This is a genomic window from Candidatus Poriferisocius sp., assembly GCF_965208475.1.
GTDB lineage: Bacteria > Actinomycetota > Acidimicrobiia > Acidimicrobiales > Bin134 > Poriferisocius.
This window is the reverse complement of record NZ_OZ242338.1, coordinates 2,439,371-2,457,713: the sequence shown is the minus strand read 5'-3', so window position 1 is coordinate 2,457,713 and position 18,343 is coordinate 2,439,371. Positions and strand designations below refer to the sequence as shown.

The window sequence follows — 18,343 nt, the reverse complement described above, 5'->3', positions numbered from 1 at the left end:
CCGCACTACGTTCGTGGGCAGCGGTGCTTTTTGGCGATTGGCCCGGAGGAGATGGCGTGAACGAGGTGTACCTCGACTACAACGGTTCCGCGCCGTTGGACCCGCGGGTGGCCGAGGCTATGGTGCCGGTGCTGCGCGATGGGGTCGGCAACGCTTCGTCGGCTCATCGCTTCGGCCAGCGTCAGGCGGGTTTGGTGGAAGCGGCCCGCGAGCAGGTGGCCGAGCTGGTGGGCACCGGCGCGTCGGGGGTGGTGTTCTGCTCGGGGGCGACTGAGGCCAACAATCTGGCTCTGGCCGGGTTGGTGGAGGGCGCGCCGGCGGACCGGAACAGGGTGGTGGTCTCGGCGGTGGAGCACGCGTCTGTGGCCGGCACGGCCCGGTGGCTGTTCGAGCAGGGCCGGGCGAAGGTGGATGTGGTCGGCGTCACCGAGGGCGGCTTCGTCGACCTTGAAGAGTTGGACCGGTTGCTGGGCCCTGACGTGCTGGCGGTGTCGGTGATGGCCGCCAACAGCGAGACGGGGGTCTTGAACCCCGTCGAGGAGATCGCGGAGCTGGCCCATTCCGCTGGGGCGGTGTTCCATTGCGACGCTGTGCAGATGGCGGGGCGTTTACCGGTGTCGGTGGGCGGGTCGGCTATCGACTTGTTGTCTTTGAGCGGCCACAAGATGTGCGGGCCGGCGGGGACGGGCGCGCTGGTGGGCACCCGCCGCGCCCTGTTGGCGCTGCGGCCTTTGGTGCATGGGGGCGGCCATGAGCGGGGGCTGCGGTCGGGATCTTTGAACGTTGCCGGGATCGCCGGGTTCGGGGTTGCGGCGAATTTGGCATTGCAGGAGCGCGGGAGCGAGTCGGCCAGGGTGGGGGTGCTGAGGGACCGGCTTGTCGAGGGACTGAGGGCCGGGCTCAGCGGCGTGTCTGAGAACGGCAATAGGGCCCGGCGGCTGCCGAACACGGCGAATGTGCGATTTGAGGGGGCGGACGCGGAGGCGGTGGTGTTCAACATGGATCCGGTGGCGGTCTCTGCGGGGTCGGCGTGCAGCTCTGGGGCTGTGGAGCCGTCGCGTGCGCTGTTGGCGATGGGGTTGTCGCGCGATGAGGCGTTCGAGTCGGTGCGCTTCAGTTTGGGCAGGTTCACCACCCGACACGAGGTGGATGTCGCCATCGCCAAGGCAATCGAGGCGGTGGAGCGCGTGAGGGCCTTGACTCAGGGCGGCGGCTGATGCGGCTTGTGGATGCGGCTGCGCCGGTGTTCGCCCGCCATGAGACGTTCCATCCCCGCTACGGGTGGTTCCGAAAGGCGTTCGACGCGGCTTGCGAGAACTCGGCGGCGTTCACCGACCCGAATGCCACTGTGGAGCTGGGCGTGGGCAAGAACATGGTCAAGGCCATCCGCTTTTGGGGTTTGGCGGCCAAGCTGATCCAAGACGACCCGGATTCGCCCAACCAGCGGTCGCCCGGTGTGGTTCCCACCACGTTCGGCAAGCTGCTGTTCGACCCCGAGGGCGGCTGGGACCGGTATATGGAGGATCCCGGCACGCTGTGGCTGTTGCACTGGAAGCTCTTGTCGCCGCGTTGTGTGCTGCCGGTGTGGTGGGCGACGTTCAACGAGTTCCACGCCGTGGAGTTCGACGCCGCAGAGCTGGAGTTGGCCTGCGCAGGGGGCATCGCAGTCGCCGCGGAGTGGCAGGCTCCGCATCATTCCTCGCTCAAAAAGGACGTGACGGCGCTATTGCGGACCTACGCTCCTGCTGACCGCTCTGCTCGGAGCAGCATCGACGACTTGTTGGACTGCCCTCTGCGGGAGCTGGGGCTGATTGCCCGGTCTCAGGCCACCGGCAGGTACCGGTTCGCGATGGGCGCAAAGCCCACATTGCCGTCGGCAATCGCCGCCTATGCGGTGCTGGACTACATCGCGTGCCGCGATCCGAAGGCCAGCACTGTGTTGTTGAGCCGCATCGCGGATGAGCCCGGAGCGCCGGGGCGGGCCTTCCGGCTCAGCGAATCGGAACTGGCCGACGCGCTTCGGCCCGCGGCGGAGTCCCTCTCCGGCGGCAAGCTGGCCTTGGCGTCGCCTGCGGGGGCCGCGCAGCTGGGGTGGAAGGGCAGCCCGAGAAGGCTGGCCGACAAGATACTGGCCGCCTACTACTTCGCCGATTTGGACACCGCGAGAGCCCAGATGGACGCCGGGCTCGTGGGCGCGGTGATGGCGCGGTGACGGTACTCGCCGACGTTGTCGCGGTCGCGGACCGGTTCGCCCGGTCGGCCAGCCTGGAGCGGGACGCCTCTTTGGCCGAGCCATTGGAGGGCTATGTGCTCACTGCCCGAGCCCTCGATGTCGTCCAGCGCATCGCCTCTGCGGCCGAGTCTGGGTCTGCGGGAGGGGCGTGGTCTCTCACCGGGCCATACGGCTCGGGCAAGTCGTCGCTGGGGCTGCTGCTTGACGCCGCCTTCGGCCCCGCGGGCGACACCCGCGACATCGCGCTGGGAATGCTCGGCGCGGCCCCGGACGCGGCCGAGCTGATGCGACAGGCACACAGCGCACATCAGACCGAGCAGCGCGGCTTCCACCGCGGGCTGGTGACCGCGGGCCGCGAGCCGCTGGCCCACACGGTGCTTCGGGCGCTGCACACAGCGGTTGTCCGCAGCTTCGGCACCATCCCCCCGGCGGACAGCTTCGCCGCGGCCGGAGTGCTCGAACAGGCGCTGGACGACGCCGAGGCGTCGGCCCGCGATCCCCGCCGCACCGGCCCGTCGCCGGCCGGGCTGTTGGAGATTGCCCGCTGCGTGGCCGACGACGGGCCGCTTCTGTTGCTGATCGACGAGTTCGGCAAGAACCTCGAAGCGGTAGCCGACGGGGCGTCGCCCGCCAGCGCCGACCCCTATCTTCTCCAGCAGCTCGCCGAGGCCGGCCAGGGCCAAGGCCTGCCGATCTTTCTGGTCACCCTCCAGCACCAGTCCTTCGACGACTACCTGAGTGGAGTGGACGCCACGAGGCGGCGCGAGTGGGCGAAAGTGCAGGGCCGGTTCGAGGACATCGCCTACGTGGAGTCCCCGGCGCAGACCCGCGCCCTCATCGGCTCGGTGTTCGCCGTGGGCGACGACAAGCTCCGGGCTCGCATCCAGCGCTGGGCCCGCCCCCAGGGCCAGGCCATGCACCAGCTGGGCGTGGCCGATCTCTCCGACCCGTCGGCCGTGGCGTCGTGCTGGCCGCTCCACCCGGTCACCGCGGTCGTTCTGTCTGAGCTGTGCCGGCGCTACGGTCAGCACGAGAGGACGCTGTTCTCGTTCTTGGCCGGCCAGGAGATGGCCGGCCAAGACGGGTTCTTGTCGACAGCGGTTCTGCCGGAGCGGGGGCCGGTCCCCGTTTTGGGACTGGACGCGGTGTACGACTACTTCGTCGGCACCGGCAGCCTGTCGTCGGTGACCGCCGCGTCGAACAGCCGGTGGATCGAGATCGCCACCCGCCTGCGCGACGCGCACGGCCTGTCACCGCAGCAGATGAGGATCGCCAAAGCGGTGGCCATGTTGAATCTGGTGTCCACATCGGGAGCGATCCGGGCGTCTGAGCACATGATCGAGCTCGCAGAGCCCGGCTCGACAGCCGCGCTAGGAGAGCTAGAGGATGCCGGGCTGGTCACCTACCGGTCGTTCGCCGACGAGTACCGCATCTGGCAGGGCACAGACGTGGACATCCGGCTGCTTCTGGAAGAAGCCCGAAAGCAGGTTCAACAGCAAGGCGACTTCGAGGTCGTGGCGTCGATGCCGGACCTGCATCCGGCGGTCGCAGCCCGCCACAGCGCCCAGCACGACTGCCTGCGGGTGTTCCGCCGGAGGTTCGCGAGCTGCAACGACAAGGCCGAGCCCCTCGACGCGTTCTCCCCATACGACGGGCAGGTGCTCCTCGTAGTCGACGGCGACGTGCCGCCCGCGATGGCCGGCGTTCCCGTGGGCGGGGCCAAACCCACCGCAGCCGCCATCGCGAGCCCCGAGCACCGCGACAAGATTGGCGCATCGGCGCGGGAACTGGTCGCGCTGCAAAAGGTGCTGCAAGACCCGTCGGTGAAGTCGGACTGGGTGGCCCGCCACGAGATGAGCGAGCGGCTGGCCGCAGCCCACGCTGCGTTCGAGCGGGCCGTTTTCGCGGCCTACGCCAGCAGCACGTGCCGATGGGTCCTGCTCGACGGAGACCGGCACATGGAACTGGCAGCGGGCCGCGGCAGCTCGGTGCTGTCGGATGCCGCGGATTGGGCCTACCCCGACACTCCCTCGGTGCCCAACGAGATGCTCAACCGCACTCACCTCACCTCGCAGGGCGCGAAAGCCCGGCGCGTCCTGATAGAGGCGATGACCGAGCACGCCGCCGAGTCGCAGCTGGGACTTGAGGGCAACGGGCCCGAAGTCGCCATGTACAAGGCCGTGCTGGCCCACCCCCGTCTGCATGTGCGCGACAAGGAGAGCGGGCACATGGTATTCGGCCCGCCCAAGGGCCCGGGAGCCGCCGCCAAGCTGCGCCCAGCCTGGAAGGCGCTGGAGGCAGAGTTCGAGCGGGCGAAGAAGCGCCGGGTGAGCCTGAGCGACATCTACGCCGCGCTCCAATCGCCGCCGCTGGGAATGAAGGCCGGGGTGGTGCCGGTGTTCGTCACAGCCGCGCTGTTGGCCTGCGAAGACGTGATCGCCATCTACGAGCACGGCACGTTCCGACCGCAGCTCACCGCCGACACCGCAGAGCGCATGGCCAAGAACCCCGGCTTCTACGAGATCAAGCACTTCGCCAGCACGAAAGGGGCTCGATCCCAAGTGATGAGCGCGCTCGCCGGGCAGATGGGCATTCACGAGTCGCCGGGCAGTCCCCGAAGGCCGGCTCTGCGGGTCGGGAACGTGCTGGGCGTGGTCGGCAATCTCGTGGCCCGGGTGCGGAGGCTGGATAACTTCACCCAGCAGACCCGGACCCTGGCCCCCGAAGTGCTCGCCGTAAGAGATGCCGTGCAGCGAGCCGTGGAGCCCGACGAGCTGGTCTTCGCGTCGCTCCCCGAGGCCCTGGACTTCCCGCAGGTCCCAAGCGGCACAGCCGACTACCCGAAGGCCGAGGAATTCGCCGCGCAAGTCGCATCGGCGATGGAGGCCCTTGAAGCCGCTGAGAGCCGGCTGATGTCCGACTCGCTCAGCCTGCTGGTCGCATCAAGCGGTGGCGCCAGCCGCCAATCGGTAGTCGAGCGCGCCGGCGCGGCGGATGCCGACGTGTTGGACCCGGCGGTTCGCCCGTTCATACTGGCGCTCGCCAACACCGGCACCGACGATGACCTCGCCTGGATGAGGACCGTCGCCACCGTGGTCGCGCAGAAGTCGCCCGCCGAGTGGGCCGACGAGGACGCCCGCCGTTTCCGCCGCGTCCTGGCAGGGCACATGGCCGCGTTCGAGCGTCTGCTGGCCCTGTACTCCGACCTCGCCGTAATCGGGCGCGCACCGCGGGCCGGCACCGACGAGGACTCCGCGGCCACCGGGCAAGCAGGCGGCTCCGAGGGGGCGGCCTGTGCGCTCAGGGTGACCGTGACCCGTCCCGACGGGCGAGAGCACGCCCGGCTCGTGGACCTAGACACCGCACACAGCGGCGGTCTGCCCGCTGTGCTGGACGAGGCCATCGCTAAGGCCCAGAAAGCAGCCGGCTCCAAAGAACAGGCCGAGCACTTGCTTCTGGCGCTGCTGGGCGACCGAGTGCTGGGAGAGACAGCCGATGAGTGAGCCTGCCAATTTCGAACAACTCGGCGTGCGCCACATCTGCGGCATCTCAGGGGGCAAGGACTCCAGCGCCCTGGCGGTGTACTTGAAGGACCGGGTGCCGGAGATGGAGTACTTCTTCTGCGACACCGGCGCCGAGCTGCCCGAGACCTACGAGTTCTTGACCCGCCTGGAGGTGATCTTGGCCAAGCCCATTGCCCGGCTGAACGCGGACCGGGGCTTCGACCACTGGTTCGAGATATTCAGGGGCGCGCTGCCGTCGCCGCAGATGCGCTGGTGCACCAAGAACATGAAGATCAAGCCGCTGGAGAAGTGGATCGGCGACGACCCGGCGGTGTCGTATGTGGCGATCCGCTCCGACGAGTCGAACCGCAAGGGCTACGTCTCCACCAAGGCGAACATCGAGAGCCGCTTCCCGTTCGTCGAGGAAGGCGTCGACCACGACGGGGTGATGCGGATACTCGAAGACGCCGGGATAGGCCTTCCCGCCTACTACGAGTGGCGTACGCGCTCGGGATGCTATTTCTGCTTCTACCAGCGCAAAGCGGAGTGGATCGGCCTCGCCGACCGCCACCCCGAGCTGTTCGAGCGGGCCGTCGCCATCGAGCAGAAAGTGCTCCAAGACGCCGGAGTGGGCGGCGACGCCGACTTCTCCGATCAGGCCATGAAGGGCCGCCAGTACACCTGGTCGGGCGGCGAGACCCTCGTGCAGCTCCGAGCCCGGCGCGACGAGATACTCGAGCGGCACGAAGCGGCCATGGCCCGCACCGCCCGAACCCGGCCGAACCTGCCCTTGGTCGAAGCCCTGGCCGGCGTGCTAGACGATGACGACGGTACCGAACCCTGCACCGTTTGCGCCCTATGACCCCACACGAGCCCGCCGAGCAGACGGGCACCAACAGCAACGGCGAAACCCCCCACCAGCCCGAAGCTTATCGCCAGCCGGCTGCGGCCCCGCTCGGCGCATCGCCCGGCCCGCTCGCGCCGTGGGGCAACCCTCCTACGCCGGTCCTTCCCCGCTGGCACTTCGAGACGCTGTACGCCGTCGAGCTTCCCGCTCCCCTCAGAAAGATCGCCCGCCCCGAAGCTGATCTGCGACTACTCGGCGACCTGGCCGACCTGTGGCAGCACCGCACACACCCCCTGGGCAAGGACGAGCACAGCGCCCTGGTCCGTATGGCCTACCGGATAGTCCGCCCGCCTGACGATTTCGTCGCGATCCCCGAAGGAATCGACACCGCCGATCTGTTCAAGTGCCCGCTGAGAGTGCGGACGCTGAACTGCCTCCGACAAGCGCTCAACGCCGACATGTATGGCCAACTCAAGCCGATGACCGTAGGCCAGCTCTTCAAGCTGAGGAACTTCGGCCTGGTATCCCTGCTCGATCTGATGTGCGTGGTCGAGGCCGCCCTCGACCGTGGGCTCATTCGAGATCCGGCCTTCACTCCTCCGCTCCACATGTCCCCGACAGGCGCTGCGGGGGCTTCGACCCTGCCGGAACCGGAGCCGCCAGACCCCTCATCGACAGCGTGGGGATCGGCTGTTCCCGTGCTCAAGAGGCTCTTGGCCGCATCGAGCGCAGCTGATGGGCGCGGGACGCTGGTCGACGGGCTCAACAGCAGTCTGGGAGCACTCGCGGTCGAGCTGGGAATGGGCGATTCGCTCGCGGACATCGCAATCTCCGACCTGTGCGGAAAGCAGCCGCTCGCGGAGGAAGTGCTCGCGTCGATGAGCGCGCTTTGGGAGTCGCTGGAACCACTTGACAAGGCCATCCTCAGAGAACGCCTCCTGTCACCGGAGCCGCAGACACTCGAACAACTGGGGCAGGCGGCAGGGTTGACACGCGAGCGAATCCGCCAGATCGAGAACATAGTCAAGAGCCGCCTCCGCCATCCCTCAGCGTCGGGGCCAGCAGTGTTGTGCTGGATAGCTGCTTTGGGGGTGCTGCTCCGCAACCAGCTCGGCCCGATCACCGACAAAGAAGCCCTCGAATCCCGTATCTCGGCAACATTCCCACTGGGCGAGCACAGCGACGAAAACGGGCGGGCGGCAGCGGAGATGGCCCGCCACCTGCTCCGAGAAGACTCCGGCTATTCGACTGCCGATGGCTCCTGCCTCAGCCAAACAGCAAGCGATGCAATCTCAGAGCTCAAAGCAGTAGCCCAAGACCTCGCCGACGAAGTGGGCCTCGTCGCCGAGTCCGATCTCATGGCCCGCCTGCCCGACGATTCGTGGCGGCGCCACTGGGACCAGTTGATCGCCCTGTGCGGTTTGCACCGCCTCTGCGGCCATCTAGCCCTTCGCGACACCGCAAAGGCCAAGGCCAAGGCCGCCGTGTTGTCCATCGGGCACCCAGCCACCAAAGAAGAGATCGGGGAGGTCTGCGGGCTGGAGCCGAACCGGCTCGGCGCGCGGCTGTCGGCCATACCCGGAGTGATCCGGGCCGACAAGAAGCGGTGGGGCCTCGCGGAGTGGATCGAAGACGAGTACGAGGGGATTCCCGCCGAGATCATCCAGCGCATCGAAGAAGACGGCGGCGCCACCCGCTTGGAGCGGCTCCTGGAGGAACTCCCCCGCTTGTTCGACGTTGCCGAGGGCAGCGTCGAAGCGTACGCCAAGTCCGCCCGGTTCCGGATTAGCGACGGCTACGTCAGCGTGGCAGACCCTTCCTCGATCACGCTGCGGGCCCTAGAGGATGTAATCCACGGCCGCACCTACGACGGACTGCCGTTTTGGAGCTTCAAGGTCGAAGATCGCTATTTCGAGGGCTACAGCCTCGCCGGCCTGCCCCCGGAGATCGCCGACGCCCTGGGCTGCGAGCCCGACGGCAGCCTGCGGGTGCCGGTGCTCGCGCCCGAGGGCTGCGGGACAGTTTCGGTGCGCTGGCCGCTCGCATCGCTGACCGGCGCGACGCTCGGCTACCTCGCCGAGCCGCTGAGCCTGCTCGAAGCCCGACAGGGCGAGCGCATCCACCTCGTCCTCGAATCCCCCGCCAGCGTCTCGCTTCGCCGCCCCGGCCCTCCCCAGCCCGACACCGCGACGGCTGCCCAGCGGGAAGGCAACGACGACTCGTCAGAGCGGGCCAAAGACCTGCTTGAGCGTATGAAGGAACGACGGCGGGGATTTTGAGGATGCTTGCCGACGAGTCCAGCCTCCAGCCCGGCCTTTACCGGCTCCCCGAAGCACCGATAGGCCCCAAAGTGCTCATCCCCGGGTTCCGGTCGGCCACATCGGTTCGAGGCGCTTTCGGCTGGTTCACCGCAGGATGGATCGAGCGGCTCGCCCCCGGCCTGGCCGAGTACCTCAGCCGCCCAGATACCGCCCCGATCCGCTTCACCGTCGCCCCAGTATTCTTCCCCGAAGAACGCCGCGCCGTTGAGCAAGGCTCGGCCATGACCGTCGAAGAAGCCGCGCAGCGGGTGGCCGACGTGTTCGTGGAGGGACGGGTGGACGCCACGGCCCTAGGACAACACGCCCTGGATTGCCTGGCCTGGATGGTCGCAGCCGACCGGCTCCGGTTGCGGGTCGCCGTGCCGAATCCCGACTCCAACTACCACCCCAAGATCTGGCTGTTCGACGACGGCTCCGATCAGGTGCTGGTCAGGGGCTCGGCGAACGCCACCGGGCGCGGGCTGAGCGGCGGGGTCGAGCACATGGACGTGGACGTGTCATGGAACGAGCCGGGACACAACCGCGTCGCCACCGGCATCGGCATCCTCGACGACTGGGAACAGGGGATCAGCATGGGAATCGAGCAAACAGTGGACCTGCCCGACGCGCTGCGAGACGACATCATCAAAACAGCCCCCGCTGCTGCCCCCACCCCAGACCACTACCTGCAAGCAGCCGGAAAATCTTCCGAGCCGCCATGGGCCGTCGAAGCCCGCGACCCCCTGGAGGAATTGCGAGATCGGTTCGCCCGCCGCCCAGCGGGCCAAGACCGGCCCCGGCTGGCCATCCCCGCATGGCTCGAATGGCAAACCGGCGACTACTCCCATCAAGCAGAAGCCGTCACCGCTTGGGAATCAGAACCCGATCCCGAAAGCGGCACCATCTCAATGGCCACCGGAGCCGGCAAGACCCTCACCGCTCTGGTCTGCGCCACCCGAGCGCAGGACCGACTCGGAGACACACCCCTGCTGATCGTGGTGTCGGCCCCTTCAGTTCCCCTCATCACCCAATGGGAACAAGAGATCAGGCGCTTCGGCGTCAACGCCGCGACCCCCACCCTGGCCCCTCATACCAACACCGCCATATCCCGCTTGTTGCAGTCCCTCAGCGGCGGCGGCACCCACATCGCAGTGGTCACCAACAATCTGCTCTGCGACGCCGCATTCCAGAACACCGTGGCCAGCCACATCGACAACGCCTCTAGGCCGCTAGCCACAATGCTGATCGGCGACGAAGCCCACACGCTGGGGGCTGCGAGCTTCATCGCAAACAAGCCCGAATTCTTCGAGCGCCGGCTCGCCCTGTCGGCAACGCCGGAGCGCCAGTACGACCCCGACGGCACCGAGGAAATATTCGAGTTCTTCGGCCCGCCGGTCTACGAGTTCGGCCTTGACAGGGCCATCGGCTTCTGCTTGGTGCCCTACGACTACTACGTACACGCCACCACCCTCGACGGCGACGAGCTCGAGCAGTTCAAAGAACTCACCGACCGAATCCGACGCCTAGCCTTCCGCCTGAACGACAAAGACGACGACCGCGACCTCACCAGCCTGCTCATCAGGCGGCGCCGGATCATCGAGACAGCCGAATCAAAGATCCCGCTGCTATCAGCAGTCCTGCGCCACCGCGGACCGCGGTCGCTTACTCAAGCCCTGGTCTACGCATCCGCCAAGAACCCCGAGCAATTCGACAACATCGGCGGCACGCTGACCGGGCTCGACGTGCGCTGGGCGCCAGTCACCCAGAAGACCACCGCCAGCACCGCACAGCTCGACAAGACTCTGGCCACGTTCGCCGTCGGCGGCTTTCAGGTGCTCTTGGCCAAGAAAGTCCTCGACGAAGGGGTGGACATACCCAGCATCCGAGAGGCGTTCCTGGTCGCGTCGTCCACCGTCGAGCGGGAGTGGGTGCAGCGGCGCGGCCGGGTGCTGCGCCGCCACCCCGGCAAGCCGTGGGCCGTTCTCCACGACTTCGTCGCGCTCCCACCTGCCGACCTGTTCAGAGACGCAGGGAGACCGGACGACGACCTAAAGAAGATCGTCCGGAGCGAGTTGTCAAGGGCCTACTCGTTCGCGGCCCACGCCAGAAACGCAACTGGCGCCGATGGCGTTCTCGCCCACCTCGACCGCGTCGAGAAGAGTTACTGGCCGACGAACGGGGCCGCTCCGGTCCTAGAGTCTGCGGGCGACCATATAATCGCGCCTGCAACACCGGAAGGAAGTCGATGGTAAGCAACTACGACAGAATCCTTGACGAGATCACCACCGAAGCCGTCCGTGTCGCCACCGAGAACGGCCTGCGCGCCGAACCGCTCATCGAGCTGGTCATGAAGATCGTCGACACCGAGGACCGCCACCGCATCAAGCCCATCGAGGTGAGGAAAGACATTGAGAACATGATCACAACTGCTGCACTGGACCTCTTGCGGAGCTAAGGAGCCTGCCGTGCTGATACTGCAACGCGTAGAGATCGAGAACTTCGTCTTGTTCGAAGACATCGTGGTCGAGCCGTCCACCGATCCCGAGCGCCCGCTGACCGTCATCCGAGCGGAGAACGGCTCGGGCAAGACGACGTTTCTTCGCGCACTGCGCTGGGGCATGTACGGAGAAAAGGGCCTGCCGGGTGAAGTACCGTCGCGTTTTCCGATCCACCCGGCATGGTGGCACCCCGATGTGAAGGGCATAGAGACTCGAGTGTCTATCGAGTTCGAGGCCGACGGCTCTAGTCGTTACTACACCAGCACCGACAACGACACCGCGCTGTACCGGCTGGACCGAATCGTCAAGACCATCGGAGTCGACACCGCCAAAGACGATGAGCAGGACTTTCGCCGCGTAGAGGAACACGCCAATCTCATGGTCAGAGAGCTTGACGGAACCTGGAATCCGCACGACAAGGGACCAGATGCCGTGATTGAAGAACTCCTGCCGTGGAGCCTTCGAGACTTCTTTGTGATGGACACCGACGAGGCGACCGACTTCGTGGGCGGCAGCGAGAACAAGACCATCCCCCGCCAACAAGTACAGGTAAAGACCACCGGTGCGATCACCAGCTTGCTTGGGATCGACGTTTTCAAGGGCGCGAGGAACCGCGTCGAGGATGCTGCCCGCAGATTCAGCAAGAGAGCAACCAAGGCAATCGGCGACCAAAGCCTCATAAACCTTCAAGATGAACTGAACCAAGCACATGCCGCAAAGACAGAGCTGGATTCGAAGATAAGAAATGAGACTGAACGAGAAACAGAACTGAACGACCTGTTTGAACAGCTAGAGGAGGAGCTCGTGGCGGAACTCCAGCGATCAGGCTCTCACGGCGACCTAAAGAAACGGCTCAAAGCGAGCAAAGACCAACACGACAACGCTGTCAAGAGCCGGAACGACTGCGCCGCCCAACTCGCCGAAGACCTGGAGTCAACCGATCTGCTGGCCTCACTTGCGACTACTGCGATCTCTTACACCCGCGGCATCCTCAAGCCCTTGCACGACGAGGGGAAGATCCCCGTTGCCCATCTCTCCTTCGTCCAAAGCCTCATGGAGTCCGGGCGCTGCGTCTGCGGGCAAACCCTCCTAGAAGACAACGAGCACGGGGTGAGAGTCCAAGAGAGTATCGACAAGGCGGCCGCCCAAGCGGAGCGGGCAGGCTTCTTGTATCAGCTCCACGAAGCCGCCCGGTCGCTTGAATTGTCGGCAGACAACTCCACATGGAACGACAGACGAGAGAAGAATGCGGCCAACCTGGCTCAACTCGCCATCAATATTTCAGACCTCAAGAACGAGGAAAAGGACATCAACGCCAAACTAGACAGCATCGACGACGACAAGATACAGCTAATCAGAGAAAAGCGAGACTCGGTGCAACAGCAGCTCAAAACCTGCACCGGGAACCTCCACCTCCACAGAAGCCGGCTTCCCGCCCTAGAACAGCAGATCAAATCGCTCGCCAACACCATCCACCAAAGACAGCGCAACGAGCGAGCGGCAGCCGACCTCCGGGCCTCCGAAGAAATAGCCGGGTACGTCATCGAAATCCTCGACAGCGGCTATTCAGCGATAGAGGACAAACAAGTCAACGAGCTGTCGGACAGAATGGACCGCCTGTTCCATCAGATAGCCGCCAACGTCTCCGACGACGACTTCACAGACTCCCAGCCCAACAAGGCCACCCTCCGCATGATTTCCCAAGTCGGAGTCCGCCCAGTAGACGGCAGCACAGACAAGTTCGAGATATTCGCCCTCAACAACCGCAACCGCTCAATGCAGCCCGTGCAGATCAACGGCGCGTCACGTCGAGTCATGGCACTGTCGTTCGTGCTCGCCCTGTGCATCGAATCGCAAACCCGCGCCCCGCTTATCGCCGACTCCCTGCTCAACTTCATGTCGGGAACAGTCCGGCGCAATACGTTGCAGGTCACCTCCGAGCACTCCAACCAGCCGATCCTGCTGCTCACCGGTTCCGACCTCGAAGCCTTCTCGGAGGTCGAGACCGTGGCCCAAAGCGCCGGTGCCACATACACCCTCACCGGCCAATGGGACGCCATCGAGGCCGGCGCCGGCGGCGATGTCGTGAACTGGACCCAACAGCGCCAAGTCTCCCTCCTTTGCCACTGCGGCCCACGCCAACACTGCAACGTCTGTGAGCGCACTGGACAGGCAGGAGCACCCGGATGGACACAGCGGGCCAACGGAAAGGAAGGCTGACGTGGCCTACTTCGCCCAGCTCCTAACCCAGAAGGCCCACACCCTGAGGCTGCCCAACAACTCGACAGACGACATACAGCGCCTCGTGCGAATGCACCAGTCCACCAGCGTCGAGCGGGCCCCGTTCCGCCGCCAGCTCGATTTCTGGGCCTTCAGCATCGCCACCGCCCTCACAGAAGACCTCGAACCCCTCGACGGGCCGTCCAGCAATTGGGGAAGGAAATTCGTGGACACCCGGGATGTCGAGATGCCAGAAGCGCTGTGCGACGTGCTCGCCGTCGCCGCCTTCCACCACCTCGGCTACAAGCACGACGGAATCGACGACCCCGCCCAGATCATCGAAGTCGGCAACTGTCTCGCCGGTGCAGGCTGCCCAGTAGTGCTGGATCAACTGAACAGCCGAGACCTGCGACTCAACCCCCTCGACAACGTGCTCAATTTCGCCGCCCGCCTCTACAACCACGCCCGACTCGCCCGCAACTAGCCTCTAGGAGCGTCGAATCTAGCTCGCTACTCGAAGGGGCTCTCCTAGAGCAGCTTGCACCATCTGCCGGATCTCGCTACTGGTCCGAGCAGATGTCGCCGGGGCGGTCAAGGGCGGCGGAGGGTGCTATGTGGGATTCGTCGAGGCGGTGGCGGATGTGTCGGGCGGTGTCGGCGATGTCGGCGGCCAGTGTTCGGGAGTCGTGGGCTGTGTGGAAGTGTCGGGCTAGGGCTTGGGCGGTGTCGCAGGCGATGCGCGCCGCCTCGGCGGCGGTGGCCTCGATCTGGTCCAAGGCGAACTGGGGCCGCTGCTCCATTCCGGGGCCGGCGCGGCTCCATAGCGAGATCTGCTCGGGCGCGGCGCTGTTGGGGGGTTTCATGGCCGGGCGCGCCACGTCTTGGTACCGGTCGGGGATGTTCGAGGCGAGCTCGGCCAGCGAGCAGGCCCGCTCGGAGCGCCCGCCTCCCAAGCAGACCACGGTCTTGAGGGCGCTCTCGATGGTCTTGTGGGAGTGAGAGCAGATGCCGGCCATCCGCTCATAGCGCGCCTGGCTGCGGCGCCGGTCGTCGCCCGCCGCTGCGGCCCGCTTCTCCCGGGCGCTGTCGACGAGGCAGTTCTCAACCTCGCCCAAGGCGTTGACGGCGTCTCGCAGCCTGCGAAGCGCCTCAGACCTGTTGTCTGGGGGCATCCCGATGGGCTTTTGCCAATCCACAACCGCTTCCGCGTGCCCGCCGCGTTCGGCCACCACGACCGCCTCGTCGGCGATGGCCGCCTCCAGCGACGAGGAGACCACCGTGGTGCGCCGGGCCCACTCGGCCCGGTCGGTGACCCACACGTCCACTTCGCATTCCGACAACTCGCCGGCCCGTCTCAGCAGGCGTCGCTGGATGTCTGGGCGGCACCGGTAGTCGCCCAAGTCGTCGAACACCGCAACCAGGTCGATATCGCTGCCGACCGACGCGTCGCCCCGCGCGACCGACCCGAACGCCAACACGCGCACCGCCTCCAGCTCAACGAACCCCGCGGCCACCAGGCGGGCGTCGTCGAGGTTCGGAGCCCCCGACCCCTGAGCGGCCGCCGAACCCACCTCGCAACCCTACCCCCGGCCCCGGAGCTTGATCACTCCGCGTTTTGTGGGGGCATGGCGGTCCCCGGGTTTCGCGCGGTTCGGGTGGGGTTAGGTGGAGATGAGTTGGGCCAGTCCTTCGAATGTGGTGTTCCAGATGACTTTCCGGGCTTGGTCTGTGTCTCCGGTTCTGGTGTCTCGGGGCACCAGCTTTATGGGCCGGTCGCTGGAATCGGCTGAGGCGGCGGCGTTCGCCCAGTCGGGGTCCACGTCGTATCCCTCGGTTCTGGCGGTTTCGGATCGGCCCAGTTTGTCTGCGATAGACGACAGCCGCCGCAAGCCGGCCCGCCAGCCGAGCGTGTTGGCCATCTCAACTACTTCGGCGGGACCGCACACGTCGAAGCGGTTGGCCAGCATGCGCCCGAGGTATTCCTCGTACCGGTGGTAGCGGTCCGGGTGCTGGGCGCATTCCAAGACCGCCCTCGCGGGGGTCGATACCCATGTGTGCTCGGTCAGCTGGAAAGCCCCGACGAAAAGGGTGCGGGGGCTCTCCCGCCTCGATGCGAACCCGAAGCCGGAGGTGTCTGCCGCGATGCGGGCCTCGACTGCGACTTCGGGCTCGCAGATCAACGCCGCTCCCGCCATCGCGAACGCGGCCAGCCCGGAGATGCGCCGGGGACAATCCCCGTAGACCGCTTCGAGCATCATCTCCCAATCGACTGACCACAGGTGAGACACCGCACCGGCCTCGACGAGCAACTCCGGCCTCGACGGCACATCAGCAGAGTACACAGGCAAACCCTACGGCCCCGCAGACCCTTTAGATCCCCATAGGCAACTCGGGCCGTGCGGTCATCTGCTCCCGACCGAGACGGGCTGGCCGCCCACGACGATGCTGGAGGCCAACAGCACATCGGAGTCCGAGACTTGCAGGCCGACCTGCTTGCAGCCCTCGCGGATCAAGTTCGCCAGGTCCACGACGTTCTCGGCGCAGAAATGGACCGGCACCGCCAAGGCGGTTACTTCGCCTTCTGGCATGGCGGCCGCCTCCTGATCACCTGACGGCTGGTATTCGGCGGGTTGGTGCCCGCCAGCCCTTTCCACACTATCGGCGTTGTGGGGAGCCTTTGGGGCGCGGGCGCGGCGCGGCCAGATGAGCGGGGTTTTCAGACCCAGGTGACGAACGAGGGCTGGTTCGGCAGCTTGGTGGTCCATCCCCAGCATTCGACGGTGCGGTCCTCGCGTATCCCGCACGAGAGGCCCTCTCCGGCTGAGATGGCGGTGAACCGGCCCTGGGGCGCATCGGTCTCGCCGAATCGGTCTTGTCCACAGCACGCGACGGTGCCGTTCTCGCGTATCCCGCACGAGTGGTAGTGCCCGGCTGAGATGGCGGTGAACCGTCCGTCGGGCGCGTCTAGGCGCGGGCTTCTGAGCGTGAAGCCCGGAGGAAGGAATGCTTCTAACCTGTTGTCGCCTTGCCAGCATTCGACGGTGCCGTCTTCGCGTGTCCCGCACGCATGGCCGACCTCGCCTGCTGAGATGGCGGTGAACCGCCCCTCGGGGACGCTCCACCAACCGAACGAGTAGCTGCCGCCAGTACGTCCCAAGCATTCCACGGCCCCACCGACGCGTATCCCGCACCAAAAGAAACCTCCCGTCGAGATCGCGGCATAGGCTCCTTGAGGCACTGTCACTGGAACACCGCGGTGGGCGGGGGTGCCGTATTCGAGGCTGCCCCAGCATTGGGCGCCGCCGTCTACGCGCAGCGCGCATGAGACCAACTCGTCTGTTGAGACGGCGGCGAACCGGCCCTCGGGGACGTCGTCTTGCAGTCCGGCCCCACCAATCCCTCGCCGGCCTCACCCCCGCCGCCTACGCTGACCACTGGACCCAACAACACAAACCAACACACCCATAACGCCTGGACTCACAACCGGGTCCCCCTCACCACCCACTTGCCGTCGTCGCGGCGGCGGGCCACAAGGTCAATTCCGACATCGACGGGAGGCGTGCCCTCGGGCATCACATCGTCTCGGTCGGGCCACTCAGACCAGCGCCAACAATCGCTGATATTCCAGTCCCGGATGTGGGGGGCGACTCTCGCAGTCAACTCCTCCAGCCATATTCCGTCTGTCTGCTCTGGGGCCTTTGCTTCGAGCTCTGCCCGCGCCTCGTCAAGAAGAGAACCACTCTCGCCGTTCGGCTCAGCGGTTGAGTTTTCGGCCACTGGTCCAGCCACTGGTTCGTCATCAGGCGAAGTCATGCCTCTCCTCGCTGGCATCCTGCCTAGTGACGGGGGCAGTGCCGCCGACAATACTGCCCCAACGCGACGAAGCAGGGCACCAGACAGGGCAAGGTGCAGACCAGCTGGCGGCCCGTCGATCCCCACTGCAAGCCAATCAGCGCCCTGGCCATGCTCGTGCTTGTCGTCAATTCTGTACTGGATGGCTGAAATCAGCTTGTCGTCATCCTTCGGCGTCAACTCGCCACCGATAAGCACGGTGGCTTTGATTCTGCCCTTCTCGCCGTCGTCTACGGCGTGGATATCGGTCACCCGCCAGCCCCGCCCCTGTCCCAGAGATGGTGTGCCGCCGCCGAGACGGGGTCCCTGCGAACGGGAACGCCCCGTTTTGGCCGGAGCAGTCCGAGTAGATGACCGAGGGCCGCTAGCAGGGCTGGTGCGCCTCCTACTTGAAGGTCTCATAGTCGGCCCGGACCCGTCGAGGCGAGTCCATCGGCGGGGACGGCGAATGGGACGTGCGAGTCGCGGACAACCGCGCGGCCAAGGAGTGGGATGAGTTGTCCTGGCAGTTTCGGGACAACGCTGAGAGGGCGCTGGTGGCGATCCAGGCAAACCCCCCACCGGCGCAGCAGCCGGCAGGGCAGGCTCATCGGGAGAAGCCTCGCGGCGAAGACCGTCAAGGGCAAAGTACTGGACCAGTGGCAGTACAAGGTCGGCGCCTCAGCCGGCATTTGGTACTGCATCGACGAAGAGGAAAAGACCGTCTGGGTGGCCTACGCATCCACCAGGCACCCCAAAGCCACCGAATAACCTGAAAGCGCCGAATCGGACAGGCTGGCCACCCCCACAACGAACCCGGCGATGCCTGCACACCGCCTGACAAGCTCCGACTTCATTTCTGGCCCCGACGCGTTGACAAGACCAGCCAGACGGCACCCCACATCATGCTC

General features: G+C 66.1%; 15 protein-coding genes. 11 read left to right on the top strand and 4 right to left on the bottom strand.

The genetic code is table 11. The annotated features are described in order from the left end of the window. Nucleotides 1–56 precede the first annotated feature (56 nt). From ACOGXA_RS11515 to ACOGXA_RS11475, 9 genes are read left to right on the top strand one after another with little or no spacing between them, the layout of a single operon-like run. Nucleotides 57–1,217, top strand: coding sequence for a cysteine desulfurase family protein (locus ACOGXA_RS11515; protein WP_419924014.1), 1,161 nt, complete (start codon nucleotides 57–59; stop codon nucleotides 1,215–1,217). Continuing rightward, the gene (locus tag ACOGXA_RS11510; RefSeq protein ID WP_419924013.1) at nucleotides 1,217–2,212 is read left to right on the top strand and encodes a DUF4007 family protein; all 996 of its coding nucleotides are present in this window, start codon (nucleotides 1,217–1,219) and stop codon (nucleotides 2,210–2,212) included. The genes ACOGXA_RS11515 and ACOGXA_RS11510 overlap by 1 nt, the downstream gene beginning before the upstream one ends. Further along, nucleotides 2,209–5,736 carry a hypothetical protein gene (locus ACOGXA_RS11505; protein WP_419924012.1) on the top strand — a complete coding sequence of 1,176 codons (3,528 nt, stop codon included), beginning with the start codon at nucleotides 2,209–2,211 and terminating at the stop codon, nucleotides 5,734–5,736. The genes ACOGXA_RS11510 and ACOGXA_RS11505 overlap by 4 nt, the downstream gene beginning before the upstream one ends. After that, nucleotides 5,729–6,598 carry a phosphoadenosine phosphosulfate reductase family protein gene (locus ACOGXA_RS11500; RefSeq protein WP_419924011.1) on the top strand — a complete coding sequence of 290 codons (870 nt, stop codon included), beginning with the start codon at nucleotides 5,729–5,731 and terminating at the stop codon, nucleotides 6,596–6,598. Before ACOGXA_RS11505 ends, ACOGXA_RS11500 begins: the two co-directional genes overlap by 8 nt. Next, nucleotides 6,595–8,862 (top strand): sigma factor-like helix-turn-helix DNA-binding protein, encoded by a 2,268-nt coding sequence (locus ACOGXA_RS11495; protein ID WP_419924010.1) that lies wholly within the window; start codon nucleotides 6,595–6,597, stop codon nucleotides 8,860–8,862. The genes ACOGXA_RS11500 and ACOGXA_RS11495 overlap by 4 nt, the downstream gene beginning before the upstream one ends. A 2-nt stretch (nucleotides 8,863–8,864) precedes the next feature. Further along, nucleotides 8,865–11,135, top strand: a complete 2,271-nt coding sequence (locus ACOGXA_RS11490) for a DEAD/DEAH box helicase family protein (RefSeq protein ID WP_419924009.1) — start codon at nucleotides 8,865–8,867, stop codon at nucleotides 11,133–11,135. After that, entirely contained in the window at nucleotides 11,129–11,338 is a 210-nt protein-coding gene (locus tag ACOGXA_RS11485; RefSeq protein ID WP_419924008.1) for a hypothetical protein, read from the top strand. The genes ACOGXA_RS11490 and ACOGXA_RS11485 overlap by 7 nt, the downstream gene beginning before the upstream one ends. Before the next feature lie 10 nt (nucleotides 11,339–11,348). After that, a complete protein-coding gene (locus ACOGXA_RS11480; protein ID WP_419924007.1) occupies nucleotides 11,349–13,601 on the top strand; it encodes an AAA family ATPase in 2,253 nt (750 codons plus the stop codon). A 1-nt stretch (nucleotide 13,602) separates the two neighbouring features. Further along, on the top strand, nucleotides 13,603–14,085 hold the full coding sequence (locus ACOGXA_RS11475; protein WP_419924006.1) for a hypothetical protein: 483 nt from the start codon (nucleotides 13,603–13,605) through the stop codon (nucleotides 14,083–14,085). A gap of 76 nt (nucleotides 14,086–14,161) precedes the next feature. On the opposite strand, the gene ACOGXA_RS11470 is transcribed toward ACOGXA_RS11475, so the two are convergent. Together ACOGXA_RS11470 and ACOGXA_RS11465 are read right to left on the bottom strand one after the other, a co-directional pair. After that, entirely contained in the window at nucleotides 14,162–15,172 is a 1,011-nt protein-coding gene (locus ACOGXA_RS11470; RefSeq protein ID WP_419924005.1) for a nucleotidyltransferase domain-containing protein, read from the bottom strand. Between the two features lie 90 nt (nucleotides 15,173–15,262). Further along, nucleotides 15,263–15,943: a hypothetical protein gene (locus ACOGXA_RS11465; protein WP_419924004.1), complete on the bottom strand. Its 681-nt coding sequence runs from the start codon at nucleotides 15,941–15,943 to the stop codon at nucleotides 15,263–15,265. 54 nt (nucleotides 15,944–15,997) lie between these two features. On the opposite strand from ACOGXA_RS11465, the gene ACOGXA_RS11460 reads away from it, so the two are divergent. Beyond that, nucleotides 15,998–16,213, top strand: a complete 216-nt coding sequence (locus ACOGXA_RS11460; RefSeq protein ID WP_419924003.1) for a hypothetical protein — start codon at nucleotides 15,998–16,000, stop codon at nucleotides 16,211–16,213. 104 nt (nucleotides 16,214–16,317) lie between these two features. Here ACOGXA_RS11460 and ACOGXA_RS11455 read toward each other — a convergent pair whose 3' ends face one another. Together ACOGXA_RS11455 and ACOGXA_RS11450 are read right to left on the bottom strand one after the other, a co-directional pair. After that, nucleotides 16,318–16,758 carry a hypothetical protein gene (locus ACOGXA_RS11455; RefSeq protein ID WP_419924002.1) on the bottom strand — a complete coding sequence of 147 codons (441 nt, stop codon included), beginning with the start codon at nucleotides 16,756–16,758 and terminating at the stop codon, nucleotides 16,318–16,320. Between the two features lie 320 nt (nucleotides 16,759–17,078). After that, complete coding sequence (locus ACOGXA_RS11450; protein WP_419924001.1) at nucleotides 17,079–17,414, bottom strand: hypothetical protein; 336 nt, start codon at nucleotides 17,412–17,414, stop codon at nucleotides 17,079–17,081. Nucleotides 17,415–17,945: 531 nt separating this feature from the next. Here ACOGXA_RS11450 and ACOGXA_RS11445 point away from each other — a divergent pair. Beyond that, nucleotides 17,946–18,203, top strand: coding sequence for a hypothetical protein (locus ACOGXA_RS11445; protein WP_419924000.1), 258 nt, complete (start codon nucleotides 17,946–17,948; stop codon nucleotides 18,201–18,203). Nucleotides 18,204–18,343: the final 140 nt, after the last annotated feature.

Bases quoted from the DNA above. Each gene is read 5' to 3' on its own strand.
- ACOGXA_RS11510 (WP_419924013.1), top strand. From the start codon at position 1,217: ATGCGGCTTGTGGATGCGGCTGCGCCGGTGTTCGCCCGCCATGAGACG.
- ACOGXA_RS11445 (WP_419924000.1), top strand. From the start codon at position 17,946: ATGAGTTGTCCTGGCAGTTTCGGGACAACGCTGAGAGGGCGCTGGTGG.
- ACOGXA_RS11450 (WP_419924001.1), bottom strand. From the start codon at position 17,414: ATGACTTCGCCTGATGACGAACCAGTGGCTGGACCAGTGGCCGAAAAC.
- ACOGXA_RS11485 (WP_419924008.1), top strand. From the start codon at position 11,129: ATGGTAAGCAACTACGACAGAATCCTTGACGAGATCACCACCGAAGCC.
- ACOGXA_RS11490 (WP_419924009.1), top strand. From the start codon at position 8,865: ATGCTTGCCGACGAGTCCAGCCTCCAGCCCGGCCTTTACCGGCTCCCC.
- ACOGXA_RS11495 (WP_419924010.1), top strand. From the start codon at position 6,595: ATGACCCCACACGAGCCCGCCGAGCAGACGGGCACCAACAGCAACGGC.
- ACOGXA_RS11500 (WP_419924011.1), top strand. From the start codon at position 5,729: ATGAGTGAGCCTGCCAATTTCGAACAACTCGGCGTGCGCCACATCTGC.